14 protein-coding genes are annotated in these 11,898 nt (G+C 63.7%); 10 read left to right on the top strand and 4 right to left on the bottom strand.

Annotated elements, in window-relative coordinates; all coding sequences use genetic code 11:
• Positions 1 to 2 precede the first annotated feature (2 nt).
• From CKO40_RS16775 to CKO40_RS16755, 5 genes are all read left to right on the top strand, one after another.
• Positions 3 to 254 carry a type II toxin-antitoxin system Phd/YefM family antitoxin gene (locus CKO40_RS16775; protein WP_200347603.1) on the top strand — a complete coding sequence of 84 codons (252 nt, stop codon included), beginning with the start codon at positions 3 to 5 and terminating at the stop codon, positions 252 to 254.
• A gap of 79 nt (positions 255 to 333) precedes the next feature.
• A complete protein-coding gene (locus CKO40_RS16770; RefSeq protein ID WP_200347602.1) occupies positions 334 to 654 on the top strand; it encodes a nucleotidyltransferase domain-containing protein in 321 nt (106 codons plus the stop codon).
• A complete protein-coding gene (locus tag CKO40_RS16765; RefSeq protein WP_200347601.1) occupies positions 641 to 1,045 on the top strand; it encodes a HEPN domain-containing protein in 405 nt (134 codons plus the stop codon). Before CKO40_RS16770 ends, CKO40_RS16765 begins: the two co-directional genes overlap by 14 nt.
• Before the next feature lie 103 nt (positions 1,046 to 1,148).
• Positions 1,149 to 1,874 (top strand): hypothetical protein, encoded by a 726-nt coding sequence (locus tag CKO40_RS16760; RefSeq protein WP_200347600.1) that lies wholly within the window; start codon positions 1,149 to 1,151, stop codon positions 1,872 to 1,874.
• A 74-nt stretch (positions 1,875 to 1,948) separates the two neighbouring features.
• A complete protein-coding gene (locus tag CKO40_RS16755) occupies positions 1,949 to 2,395 on the top strand; it encodes a hypothetical protein (RefSeq protein WP_200347599.1) in 447 nt (148 codons plus the stop codon).
• 487 nt (positions 2,396 to 2,882) lie between these two features.
• Here the strand turns inward: CKO40_RS16755 and CKO40_RS16750 are convergent, their stop codons facing one another.
• The 3 genes from CKO40_RS16750 to CKO40_RS16740 form a co-directional block, all read right to left on the bottom strand.
• A complete protein-coding gene (locus tag CKO40_RS16750; RefSeq protein ID WP_200347598.1) occupies positions 2,883 to 5,150 on the bottom strand; it encodes a multiheme c-type cytochrome in 2,268 nt (755 codons plus the stop codon).
• Between the two features lie 145 nt (positions 5,151 to 5,295).
• The gene (locus tag CKO40_RS16745) at positions 5,296 to 5,913 is read right to left on the bottom strand and encodes a cytochrome b/b6 domain-containing protein (RefSeq protein WP_200347597.1); all 618 of its coding nucleotides are present in this window, start codon (positions 5,911 to 5,913) and stop codon (positions 5,296 to 5,298) included.
• A complete protein-coding gene (locus CKO40_RS16740; protein ID WP_207173687.1) occupies positions 5,910 to 6,881 on the bottom strand; it encodes a cytochrome c3 family protein in 972 nt (323 codons plus the stop codon). The genes CKO40_RS16745 and CKO40_RS16740 overlap by 4 nt, the downstream gene beginning before the upstream one ends.
• 444 nt (positions 6,882 to 7,325) lie before the next feature.
• Between CKO40_RS16740 and hisI the strand changes: the two genes are divergently transcribed.
• The 5 genes from hisI (at position 7,326) to ubiU (ending at position 11,673) form a co-directional block, all read left to right on the top strand.
• The gene (gene hisI, locus CKO40_RS16735; protein ID WP_200347595.1) at positions 7,326 to 7,769 is read left to right on the top strand and encodes a phosphoribosyl-AMP cyclohydrolase; all 444 of its coding nucleotides are present in this window, start codon (positions 7,326 to 7,328) and stop codon (positions 7,767 to 7,769) included.
• A gap of 164 nt (positions 7,770 to 7,933) precedes the next feature.
• Complete coding sequence (locus CKO40_RS16730) at positions 7,934 to 8,404, top strand: outer membrane lipoprotein (RefSeq protein ID WP_200347594.1); 471 nt, start codon at positions 7,934 to 7,936, stop codon at positions 8,402 to 8,404.
• A 220-nt stretch (positions 8,405 to 8,624) separates the two neighbouring features.
• Positions 8,625 to 9,221 (top strand): dual specificity protein phosphatase family protein, encoded by a 597-nt coding sequence (locus tag CKO40_RS16725; protein ID WP_200347593.1) that lies wholly within the window; start codon positions 8,625 to 8,627, stop codon positions 9,219 to 9,221.
• Positions 9,222 to 9,383: 162 nt separating this feature from the next.
• Complete coding sequence (gene mnmL / locus CKO40_RS16720) at positions 9,384 to 10,394, top strand: tRNA modification radical SAM protein MnmL/YtqA (RefSeq protein ID WP_200347592.1); 1,011 nt, start codon at positions 9,384 to 9,386, stop codon at positions 10,392 to 10,394.
• A 283-nt stretch (positions 10,395 to 10,677) separates the two neighbouring features.
• A complete protein-coding gene (gene ubiU, locus CKO40_RS16715; RefSeq protein WP_200347591.1) occupies positions 10,678 to 11,673 on the top strand; it encodes a ubiquinone anaerobic biosynthesis protein UbiU in 996 nt (331 codons plus the stop codon).
• Here the strand turns inward: ubiU and CKO40_RS16710 are convergent.
• On the bottom strand, positions 11,655 to 11,813 hold the full coding sequence (locus CKO40_RS16710; protein ID WP_200347590.1) for a hypothetical protein: 159 nt from the start codon (positions 11,811 to 11,813) through the stop codon (positions 11,655 to 11,657). The genes ubiU and CKO40_RS16710 overlap by 19 nt on opposite strands.
• Positions 11,814 to 11,898 lie beyond the last annotated feature (85 nt).

The following is an 11,898-nucleotide window of genomic DNA, read 5'->3' as shown; positions in this document are numbered from 1 at the left end:
ACATGAGACAGTGGACACTGCAAGACGCCAAGGAAAACCTGAGCGAGCTCGTGCGGCTCGCAGCCGGGCACGAGCCCCAAGAGATCATCGTGCACGGTGAGCCCGCTGTGGTAATCCTCTCCCGCGCCGACTACGACGCGTTGATCAAGCCGCGGCAATCCTTTGTCGAACTGGTTCGCAGCTCGCCCCTCTACGGTGCCGATGACGTCGAGTTCCCGCGTGACAAGAGCCTGACCCGCGAGATCGACCTGTGACTTGGCTGATCGACACCAACTTCGAGCTGCCCGACGTGCACCTGGCCAATCCTCGGAAGCACAACTAAGAGACGCGCCCATGCTGGACGAAACCGCAATCCGCGAGGCGGCTGTTGGGCTGGCAGCTGCCGCGCATACCCCACTGAAGGTAATCCTATTCGGCTCTTACGCGCGGGGGGATGCCGACGCGGGGTCCGATCTGGATCTGATGGTGATCGAGCGGGAGATTCCCGACTACAACGAGGAGTATCTGCGCCTGCATCAAACCGTGGACGGGCTCGGTATCGGGGTTGACCTGCTGCTGTTTACCGAGGCGGAGTTCGAACAGAAGCGCGACTGGTGGACAACCCCGGTCTATTGGGCATCCAGGGAAGGCAAGGTGCTCTATGAGCAGCCATAGCGCCCAAGCGCGAGCGCTGTTTGATGCGGCGCTGCGCGATCGGTTGACCCTTCGGCTGTTGCGCGATTCGGGCCAAGCGCCGGAAGAAGTCATGGGATTTCATGCCCAGCAAGCCTGCGAGAAGCTCATCAAGGCCGTGCTCGTGATGCATGGCGTCGTTTTCGAGCGTACCCATGATCTTGCCGCGCTCGCGGCCCTTTGTGACGCCCACGGCGTCCCAGCCCCAGCGGACCGGAATGCGCTGCGCATCCTCAACAACTTCGCCGTCCGCTTTCGCTACGACACCTGCCCGGCAGCCCTGATCGACATGGTCGCGACGTCCAGCTTGGTAGAGACCTTGACCGAATGGGCGACACGGGAGATCGCCTCGTCCGGATGCAACGCCGGGTGACATCGAGCACCGCGTCGCTTCGCGCGACGCTCCTTAACGCCATCGCGATGCTTCGCGTTGGACCTGGCTTTGCCTCGGAATCCGACGCCGCGAGAAGAGCATTATGAGCCTCTGGAGCGAGCGCATCCTCGGGGAGTTTCCGCCGGACCTGGCGCGGTTCTGGATCGCCGCGGACCCGGACGATGTCTTGCTGGACGAGCACATCCTGTCCGAGCTGCGCGGCCGTGGCTTCGAGGTCCTACCGTTCGAGGATGCGATCGCCTTCCGGGTTGACTACGAAGCACGCTGGAGACGGGCTTGGGACCAAGGCGAGCCTGGGCCGGCCCCCGGTTCGGCAAAAGCGCTGGTGCTCCATCCCAAATCCTCGGGGCCGGGCGACCTGCCGTGGGACTACGTGCGCCAGGCTCGCCTGGTCCGACTCAGCCTGGCGAATCTGTTTCCTCTCTTAAGCTATGGCGTGGTCCACCGACTCGGCGCCGAGTACAGGGAGGCGCTATTCGAGGCGCATGCCAAGCATGCCTCTCAATCGCCTGATCAGAGTTGGGGCGGGGCCGCGACCAAGGACTTCATCCTGACTCACATCTTCCAGCTCGGGCCGCATCTGATCTCGGACAACGTGGACCTGTGGCGGGAGCTGCTTCGGCTCCACTACCGCCGCTGCCCGCCGCGGCAGCGCCGGCGATGCTGCACCAGGTCCCGCGCTTTCTGGCCATGCGGCGCGGTGCCTTCGATGCGAAGGTGGCGTTTCTCGTGTTCGACGGGCTGGCAATGGATCAGTGGGTACAGATCCGCGAGCATGTCACCGGGCTCGCGCCCCGCGGCGATCTGAGGCCGTTCGCGGATCGTGGCGCCGAGCTCCTGGGGGAAGTCGAGGCGTCGGCAGTGCCGGCCCTGTGCTGGGGCATGGCGATCTCGGCCTACCCCTTCTTCGGGAAAGTCGCCGAGCTGACCGGACGTCTCACATCCATCCAGGGCGACTGCGCATCCAAGGAGGTTCATCGCCGCATGGCCGAGACCTATGGAGAGCGAGAAACCGCCTATCGCGCCGCCAACCGCGTCATACAGAGCCAAGCCGACTGGGGCGCCCTTGAGCGCGTCGGCAAAGGCCGGCGCATCATCCGAAGGCCGCCCATGAACGTCTCGCACGACGGCCTGATCGCCTGGCTTATCGAGGCAGCGCTCCGTTACACCGGCAAGGCCATGTCCGTGGCCACGCTCGAATCATCAGCAGTTCTCTATCCATTCAGCCTTGACCAGCCGCTGGCTTTCGTCGCATCCAAGAGCCCTGCTCTCGAGCTGCGAGCTGACGGGAGTCGAGCCCAGAACGTGGCGATTGGACAGCTGCGCTGAGCTTCACCGAGGTCGATGACCCCCGAGCCGACCACACGGGGGTGATCTGCGCAGGGGGCGCTGGTCGGAGACCGGGTGGGTCTACCGGATCACGTCTGTGGCGCAACGGAGACAGCCAGTATTCCGTAACCTCTGGTGTGCCCGTCTCTTGATCGATGAGCTTCGCGCTGCCGGCGCCTTGGATTGGTCGACAACCTGGGCGTTTGTCGTCATGCCCGATCATCTGCACTGGCTGTAGCATTGAAGGAGGCCGATCTATCGCGACTGGTTTTGCGCGTGACGTCTCGATCCACGGGTTGGTGCAGTCGGTTCGCGATTATCCGCATTGGGATGCCCGGTGGGTATGAACAGGCATCATCGCCCGCAAGCGGGCTCCTACGGCCTCGGCGACTGTTGCCGACACACGCGCCACACCACACCGTGCTGGATCATCAACCGGCAGCCCTCGCCGCTGGACCCAAACTCGCCCGGTCGAGATGCCGCAGATTCAGGGCTCGATCTCGTCGATGATCTCGTTCGAGGTCAATTCAGCGATGCGCTCCGGCGTGTAGCCGAGCGCCTCATAGTCGAGCAGGCCATCGGGCTGGTGGCAGGCTTTGCAGTCATGCCCTTCCCGCTGGATGCCGTGATTGACCATCAGCGTGCCCATCTGGCGCATCCAATGCGGCTCGACCTGCGGCCCCAGCTTGTTGTCGTCGGTGAGCGGATAGAGGGTCTTCCAGCCATCGACGCCGAAGTAGGCCATGAACTCGTCCATCATGTAGAGCTTGAAGGGCTCTTGGTACATGCGCCGGACAATCGGGTCCTGGATCGCCTTGACCACCGCCGCGCGCGAATCGCCGGTCTCGTAGTAGGTGGCATAGTCGAACGGCAGGATCATCGCGCCGAACGGTCCCTGGTTGTTCATATCCTCAAACATCATCGCGTTGAACGGCTTGAACGGATAGATCCGGCTCTCGCCCTCCTCCATCGCGGCCTTCAGATTCTCGGCGACCATCTTGCGGCGCTTCTCTAGCATCTCCGGTGACAACTGAGAGAGCGGATCGGTCGCCATCTCGACGTAGCGATCGATATCGATATCCGGATACTGTTTCTTGAGTTCGCGGGCCTTCTCACGCACTGCAGCGATCACGTCCGGATTATCGATCCGGGCAATCTGCTCCATCAGCGGGTTGTAGCTGCCGTCGCCTTCCGGGTTGCTGCCGAGCGCATTGGCCAGGAAGGTGCCATTGCCGTTGAACCAGAGGTACATCAGCCCCTCGCCGGGCTTGCCGGAGCGGAACACGTCAGTTGGTTCCCAGATCCCTTCTTCGGCGTTCCAGGTGGGGTGCACCCAATCGCGCAGCACCACGTTGTTCGGCTGCAGCTCCGTGATATGGCAAGTCTCGCAGGCGAGCCGGGCGACATGGCCGTTGAGCAGCGCCCGGTGCTCCGAGACGTTGTGCGGCGCCTGAGAATGGCAGCTCTCGCAGCTGACCTCTTTGTGCGGCAGATCGCTCGCGACCAGGTCGACACCCTTGCGGCCGCGTGGGATCTTGTGCCCCTCGGGCACATGGCAGTCGGTACACTTGATACCGGCGGCCGCATGCGCGTCAGACTGCGGACTGAACGGATTACCCCGCTTGGCGCCGGTGTGCAGCAGGCGCTGATGCTTATCGCCCAGATGCTTGGCGGCGACGTTATGGATGTAGGCGTCACCGCCCATGTTGTGCTGATGGCAGTTCAAGCAGTTCTCGTTCGAGGCCCGCCCGACCGTCAAGGCCGAGCGCATGCTGCGATCCTGATTCCAGCGCAGACCGTGCTTGTCCTGGATCACATAGCGCTGATTCATGTCGTACTCGGCGGCATGGCAGATCAGGCAGTCGATGCCCTCCTTTGCCTCTTTCGGCACGTCACCGACCGGCATCATCTTCTCGGTCGCCGGGTGATAATTGCCGCCGATATGACACTGCCCGCAGCCTTCACTGCGCAGTACAACGCCGTCCGACAACCCTTCTCCATCACCATGGCCGGTCTTGCCCGGATCGTTCAGTGCGAGCGAGATGCCCTCGACCGTCGCCGGATCGGCTTCGACCGGTGAGCGCTCAGCCGCCTCGTCGAGACCATGCTCGGGACGGCTCGCGACCAATGCCGCCCAGCCAGTCCAGGAGAAGCTGCCCGGAATGCCGCAGGCGCGGTTGATCTTGCCGACCGGGATCTTGCGCGCGCCCTCGGCATTGACCTGACGGCCGTCATAGCCGTAGGTCGAGAAGGCGCCGCCAGCGGCGGTCTGGAACTTGAAATGCACCGTGTTGACGATGTCCTCAAGCGTATCGACGGTCTCCACCGTCCCGTCCTCATGGGTGATATCGATCGTCGCATGGCACTCGAGGCAGGTCTTGGGACCTTCGTACTCGCGGATGCCGGCCTCGCGAAAGTATTCGATATGCGGATAGCCGCCCTCTTCGATGAACGATGGGGTGTTCATCAGGATATCGATCTTGACCTCACGCGCGAACGAATCGTCCTCCTCGGTCACGACGGCTTCGGCCCGCTCGCGACGCTTCGCCTCGGTCAGCTCGAGCGCCAGTTGCTCGAACTCGGCCTCGCTCAGCTCTCGGGTATCGTAGGTCAGCGGGGCGTTCTCGACCCCGGTGTAGAGATCGAAGAAGACCGGATAGACCACCTTGTAGAGCACCGCCGGCAGCAACAGCACGGCGAGCACGATCGCGACACGGCGTCGGGTCTTGGTTGCGAAGAGGGAGCGGATGTTCATGGACTTGGCTCTCGAGAGAAACGCGTTACGGGCCACAGTGAGATTGGACAGGGCGGTCGCGCTGTTGTTGCAGCAACGCGGTTTTGCAACCGCTATGGGCTCGCGGCTGGTCCCCAGCTGGTTGCAGGTTTGGGGCGCGGCAGCCTCACCCGCTCGACTGCTCCTTGTGCCAGCCGGTGACCATCGCCTTGAGATTGGTCGTCGGCGTCTCCCCGGTGGTGATGATGTAGCTATGGACGATCAGGAACAGCGCCAACATCCAGGCCACGACCAGATGGACGATCGCAATGATCCAGACGGTACCGATACCGAACAGGGTCTCCGGCAGCGAGGTCGAGAACAGGAACGCCCAACCGCTGAGGATCAGCACGGGCATCAGACCGTACATGACGCCAACGTAGCTCAGGGTCTGCAGGGCGTTGAGCTTGTGCTCGGCGCTGACATGGAACGGATGCGGCGCGCCGACGAAGATACCGTGGAGGTAATAACGCGTCTGCGCGATCAGGTCCTTCGGCAGGGTGCGGAGATTGATCAGGTAGTGCTTACCATTGCCACCCCAAAGGTTTCCGATCACGAACAGGAGCCATGACCCGGTGAGCAGGACACCGGCCGTATTGTGGATCGGCACCGCGACATCGAACGGGATCAGCCAGTTCAGCGTGAAATGCATGCTGACCCCGGTGACCAGCAGCGTCACGAAGATCAGCGCGTTCAGCCAATGCCAGAGCCGCAGCCAGAGCGGATACAGATAGAGCGCGGTCATTTCGAGGTCTCCTGCTCGCGGTGGAAACGGTAGCGGGCATAGCCGTGCGCGGCGACGCCGAGGATCATCAGCAGGATCACGCCAAGACCGATCCAGTCCATCCAGGGGTTGCGGGTCATGCCGACGATATAGGCATCGTTGTAGATCGCCTGCGCGAAGAAACCCTTCTCGTCACGCGCCTGCTCGGTGCGATAGTTGTAGAGCTGACTCAACAGCGCCGACCCTTTGCTGTGACACTCGACGCAGAGCTGGTTGCTGTCCTCGGCCGCCAAGACGTTGTGCGACGGGCGCTCTAGGATGCGGCCCTCGAGCGGGGTATGACAATCCAGGCAACGGACGGCCCCCCAGTGCGCCTGCGGCCTTGGCAGCCACTCGTGCCCTTTTGGCACCGGCGTCAACAGCTCCGTATGGCAGTCGAGACAGGTCCCGTTGGTCTCGGTCACCACCTGTGCGATGGACTCGCCAGCATTGACCGGATGGAAGGTATGCGGGTTGTGGCAGGAGAAGCAGGAGAAGTCTTCGACGTCCTCGGTCACATGGACGCTCTTCTCGTACTCGTGATGGAGCCCGACCAGATTCGGTGCGCCGTCGTCCTCACGCTCTTCGTGGCACTCGACGCACTGCAGCGCCTCGTCGGCACTGCTGGTCCGATGTGGGTAGTGAGAATAGCCGCGGTCATGGCAATCACTGCAAGCCAGCTCATGGTGCACGGAATGGCGATAAGCGTCACGATCGATCGACAAGTTGACGATCTTGCCGGTCTCGCGGTCGCGGTAGGCCATGGTCTCCATCCAGTGGCAGCGCATACAGTCCCGGCTGTCTTCCTTGAGCAATCCTGACTTCTTGGCGGTCTGGACGGCGGCGCCGTAGGCCGCGGCTGTGGACAGCGCGAACGCTGACGCCGTCAGCGCGAGCAAGACCAGCAGCAACAGCCGGCGCAGCGCGGTGCCGCACTGGCCGTAGGCCAAGCAGGAGAATCCTGAACGGGGATCAGACAGCGGACTGAGAAGCATGATGGGGCGCCTCTAGACTTGAGGAGACCAGCGAACCGGGGCCGACTTCCACCTTAAGCGCGCTCACCCTGACCGGTGAATGACGCCAGGCAATAAAGGAACCGTATTTCAGTCTTTGCTAATCGAGAGGGTCGCCACCAGCAGGCCCCGTCACTCAGCAGGTCGGCCTCGAAGCGGCGATCCTCGTTGACACGGTTGGCATCGGTGATGAGCAGGCTGGAGATGATGCAGTCGCGCCTCGGCTGGATTCAGGGGCCATATCCCGGGGCCTATTCCGGGGCCTACTCAGGGGCATCTTCAGGGGCCCGTGAGACCCGAGGCCTGCGAAACGGCACCGCACCACCGCGACCTCTGCTAGGCTCTCGCACCAAGTCTAAACCGAGTCAGGAGCCCCAGTTAATGAGCAGTGACCATCTCATCGGCCAAAACGAGCGTGCACAGCTCGGCGAGGGCCTGCCCTGGGCGCAGGTGCTGGCGAGCTTGAAGCTCAACAGCGACGGACTCATCCCGGCGATCGCGCAGCAGCACGATACCGGGGAGGTGCTGATGATGGCCTGGATGAACCGCGACGCGCTGACCGAAACCCTGGCCACCCGCCGGGTCTGTTACTGGTCGCGCTCGCGGCAGGCGTTTTGGCGCAAGGGCGAGTCATCCGGTCAGGTCCAACACCTGAAAGAGGCGCGCCTGGACTGCGACGGGGACACCCTGCTGCTGCTGGTGGATCAGACCGGCCCCGCCTGCCATACCGGCCGCAAGAGCTGCTTCTATAACGCGATTCGGGACGAGCGCGTCGAGGTCATCACGGAACCGATCGTCGATCCGGACCGACTCTATAATCGATGACCCCGATGCACTGCACCGCAACGACCTCGGTCACGCTGGCCCCGAGATCATCCTAAGAAACCCTAACAGCATGACTGCTGCGGCTTCGAAATCAGACATTTGCGCAAGTCAAGCGGGCGTTTTGCTAGCGCTTCTAAGCCGATCGACATGAGGAACCTGAGCCAATGAAACGATATGCATCCCTTGTCCTGGTCATCCTTACGAGCGTGACGACCCTGTCACTGCTTAGCGGCTGCCCTGCCAGCATGTCGGCCTCCTCGTACACTCGGGATCAGGCTCGCAGCGCGCAGGACGTCCAATACGGCACGGTGCAAAGCGTGCGCTCGGTGCGGATCGAAGGGACCAAGAGCGGTGCCGGTACGCTCGCCGGCGGCGCGATCGGCGGCCTGCTAGGCAATGAGGTCGGCGCCGGTACCGGTCGCACTCTGGCGACCATTGGTGGCGGTATCGCAGGGGCCGTTGCCGGTTCGGCTGTCGAAGAGGGGGTCACGCGCCAGCGCGGACTCGAGATCACGGTGCAGCTCGACAACGGCCGTACGGTTGCGGTAACCCAAGCCGCCGATGAATCTTTCGCACCCGGCGATCGCGTACGGGTGCTCCGCGATGCGCGCGGAACGGCGCGCGTCGTGCGCTAAGGGGATTGCCGGAAAAGCTCGTACCGAATTGCGCAGGATTGTCGTTTGCCTTCGAGGAGCGTCGCCGGGAGCATAGCCGGGCTATGTGACCGGCGGCGCGACGAAGAAGGCGAGCGAAAAGACCAGCAAGGCGGTATGAGCTTTGACAGAAATCGCCTAAAACGAGCCAAGTGGCTGGGGGTGACCCCAGCGCCGTTACAACGGGAATGAGGTCGCCACAATGTGGAGCTGGAGCCTGAACTGGGCCGAGATCACGCCGAGCATTGTCGTTGGCACTTGCCCGATGACACCGGACGACCTCGAGCGCATCCACCACGAGGCGGGATGCAGCGCGGTGCTGTCCGTTCAGCATGATGACTGCATGGCCTACTGGGGCATCGACGAAGCGGCATTGCAGGCGCGCGCCGATGCCCTCGGCATGCAGCGAGCACGCCGTCCGATGCGCGACTTCATCGTCGAGGATCAGCGGCGGCATCTGGTCAATGCCGTCTGCGCGCTTGCAGCGATGCAGGCAGCAGGTCAGCGGACCTATGTCCACTGCACCGCCGGCCTTGGGCGCGCACCGTTGACGGTCTGGTCCTACTTGAGCTGGGTCGAAGGCATGCCGAGCGAGGATGCAGTGGCGCTGATCAAGGCCCGCCGCGCCGGCGCGGTGCCCGCGCCCGAGGCGCACCTGGGCTGCCGTGAAGACCTGCTGGCGCGCTATCGCGATGCCTATGCCGCTGCCGGCGGCCCGGATTGGCCCGATCCCGAGCGCTTGGATGACCCGGCCATCGCCCAGGCCGCGCTGCGCACGCTGTTGCTCGCGGAGCCCTGAGATGCCGTTCATCCTGCGCGCACCGGCTGCCTGAGCCGGCCGATGACGACACCGAAAGCCTGCACACATCAATGGCTTGACAGTGATCAATGTCAATCTCGGCGGCTTTTGTCAAAGTCTCCTATTTCCTTAGCGCAGTCTCGACACAGGTCCTCAACGAGAATGGTACTAGCGGATCGGGTCAACACCTTCGGCGTCGATCTGCTTCGTCGCTACGGCCACCGGGTACACAAGCTGGCCATCCATGCTGGCTTCACCTGCCCCAATCGTGACGGCTCGAAGGGGCGCGGCGGCTGCAGTTTCTGCAACAATGTGTCGTTTAATCCCAAAGCCGCTGCCAGCTCGGGCTCGCCATCGGGCCACGGGTCGGTCTCGTCATTGCCTGCAGAGCCGAGCATTGCAGCACAGATCGAGGCAGGGCGTCAGGTCGTGCGCCGCCGCACCGGGGCGACAAGCTTCCTCGCCTATTTTCAGGCCTATACCAACACCTACGACGATATCTCGCGTCTCGGCCAGCTCTATCGTGAGGCGCTCGATGAGCCTGACGTCATCGGGCTCTCGGTCGGTACCCGTCCGGACTGTGTGCCTGATGCGGTGCTCGACCTGCTCGCCGGCTACCGCTCCGAAGGCTATGAGGTCTGGCTCGAGCTCGGTCTTCAGTCCGCCTTCGACGCGACGCTCGAGCGAGTCAACCGCGGCCATAGCTTCGCCGACTATCGGCGCGCCGTGCGTGCAGCGCGACTGCGCGGCATCCCGGTCTGCACCCATCTGATCATCGGCCTACCGGGCGAAGACCGGTGCGCGGCCCTGGGGACCCTCGATCGAGTGTTGGCGCTCGGTACCGATGGCCTGAAGCTGCATCCACTGCATGTGGTCCAGCGCACCCTGCTGGCGCACCAGTGGCGCCGCGGCGGTTACCAGCCGCTCGCACTCGAGGAGTACATCGAGACCGCAGCAGACCTGATCGAGCGCACACCGGCGGAGGTGCTCTACCATCGTGTCACCGGAACGGCGCAGCGCGACATCCTGCTCGCGCCCGAGTGGTGCTCGAAGAAGTGGATCGTACTCAACGGCATCGAGAGCGCGCTGCGGCGCCGCGGCACACGACAGGGCGACCGGGTGCGCGAGCAGCAGCAATCCAGTGCACCAGAACCGATGGTCAAGGTCGCCTGAGGACGGGGCACCAGAGCCTGGCAGGTCACAGCGGGCGAGCGCCGGGGGGCCGGGGGGGGAGCGGCAGCCAGGCGCCACCTCTTGGCTGGCAGCAGTCAGGTGCCAGGCGCTAACCCCCATTTGCTAGGCGCCAGGTGCTAAGCGGCAGGTGCCAGACCGGAGTATCGCCGGCGCAGCACTGACGAGTCTCCGCCTGCGACGGGCTCGACGACGCGGCCGCTAGCGGTTCCAGATTCAACCCCAGATTCAACCCCAGATTCTCAAACCATGAGTGATTCAGACGATGGAATTGGTTTGTCCCGCCGGTAATCTTCCGGCCCTCAAGGCGGCAGTCGACAACGGCGCCAATGCCGTCTATATCGGCTTTCGCGACGATACCAACGCGCGCCACTTCGCCGGCCTCAACTTTGCGCCGAACAAGATGGTCGACGGTATCCGCTATGCGCGCAGCAAGGGTGTGCGGGTCTTCATCGCGCTCAACACCTATCCGCGTCCGGACGGCTTCGACCGCTTCGAGCAGGCCGTCGATCGCGCTGCCGAGCTCGGCGTCGACGCGCTGATCGCGGCCGATCTCGGCGTGCTGGACTACGCGAGCCGGACCCATCCTAGGCTCAGCCTGCATCTCTCGGTGCAGGGCTCGGCGACCAATTACGAGGCGCTGCGCTTCTATCACGAGCACTTCGGCATCCGCCGCGCGGTATTGCCACGGGTGCTCTCGATCAGCCAGGTCCAGCACGTCATCGACCAGAGTCCGGTCGAGATCGAGGTATTCGCTTTCGGCAGCCTCTGCGTGATGGTCGAGGGCCGCTGCATCCTGTCCTCGTATGCGACGGGCCGGTCGCCGAACACCTTCGGCGCCTGCTCGCCGGCAAGCCACGTCGAGTGGATCGAGACCGAGGACAAGCTCGACACCCGACTCGGCGGCGTGCTGATCCAACGCCACCCCAAGGGTGAGAACGTCGGCTACCCGACCCTGTGCAAGGGCACCTTCAATACCGACGGTCAGACCTATCACGCGATCGAGGACGCGGTCAGCCTCAATGCGATGGAGCTGCTCCCGCAGATGGCCGCCGCCGGCGTCAAGGCGGTCAAGATCGAGGGTCGCCAGCGCAGTCCGGTCTATGTCGCCCAGGTCACCAAGATCTGGCGTGAGGCGCTCGACAGCTTCGCGAAGAATCCGGGCGGCTTCACCCCGAAACCGGAATGGACCAGCGCACTGGGGCGGGTCTCAGAGGGTGCCCAGACCACCCTCGGACCCTATCACCGGCCCTGGCAATAGTCGCCCTGTTGCCGCGATGCCGCTTCGATATTGCCCAGCAGCCAGCCGATACGCGGCAGCGTCTGCACCCAGGCAATCCCTCCACCCATCTCAAGGCGCAATAACCGGCCATTCTGTGCTGAGAACGGCTCGATAGCCACCGCAAGAATGTGCCCAGGAACGAATCAACGATGACCGAGCCACAGCCCCCAACCGCCGCCGCCCCCAGCAGCCGCCGCCCGCGCC

The organism is Halochromatium glycolicum (assembly GCF_016584085.1).
Taxonomy (GTDB): domain Bacteria; phylum Pseudomonadota; class Gammaproteobacteria; order Chromatiales; family Chromatiaceae; genus Lamprobacter; species Lamprobacter glycolicus.
The sequence above is the reverse complement of the archived record's forward strand: the minus strand, read 5'-3'. Positions and strand labels throughout refer to the sequence as shown.

Bases quoted from the DNA above. Each gene is read 5' to 3' on its own strand.
- CKO40_RS16775 (WP_200347603.1), top strand. From the start codon at position 3: ATGAGACAGTGGACACTGCAAGACGCCAAGGAAAACCTGAGCGAGCTC.
- CKO40_RS16770 (WP_200347602.1), top strand. From the start codon at position 334: ATGCTGGACGAAACCGCAATCCGCGAGGCGGCTGTTGGGCTGGCAGCT.
- CKO40_RS16765 (WP_200347601.1), top strand. From the start codon at position 641: ATGAGCAGCCATAGCGCCCAAGCGCGAGCGCTGTTTGATGCGGCGCTG.
- CKO40_RS16760 (WP_200347600.1), top strand. From the start codon at position 1,149: ATGAGCCTCTGGAGCGAGCGCATCCTCGGGGAGTTTCCGCCGGACCTG.
- CKO40_RS16755 (WP_200347599.1), top strand. From the start codon at position 1,949: ATGGCGATCTCGGCCTACCCCTTCTTCGGGAAAGTCGCCGAGCTGACC.
- CKO40_RS16750 (WP_200347598.1), bottom strand. From the start codon at position 5,150: ATGAACATCCGCTCCCTCTTCGCAACCAAGACCCGACGCCGTGTCGCG.
- CKO40_RS16745 (WP_200347597.1), bottom strand. From the start codon at position 5,913: ATGACCGCGCTCTATCTGTATCCGCTCTGGCTGCGGCTCTGGCATTGG.
- hisI (WP_200347595.1), top strand. From the start codon at position 7,326: ATGAGCAGTGACCATCTCATCGGCCAAAACGAGCGTGCACAGCTCGGC.
- CKO40_RS16730 (WP_200347594.1), top strand. From the start codon at position 7,934: ATGAAACGATATGCATCCCTTGTCCTGGTCATCCTTACGAGCGTGACG.
- CKO40_RS16725 (WP_200347593.1), top strand. From the start codon at position 8,625: ATGTGGAGCTGGAGCCTGAACTGGGCCGAGATCACGCCGAGCATTGTC.
- mnmL (WP_200347592.1), top strand. From the start codon at position 9,384: ATGGTACTAGCGGATCGGGTCAACACCTTCGGCGTCGATCTGCTTCGT.
- ubiU (WP_200347591.1), top strand. From the start codon at position 10,678: ATGGAATTGGTTTGTCCCGCCGGTAATCTTCCGGCCCTCAAGGCGGCA.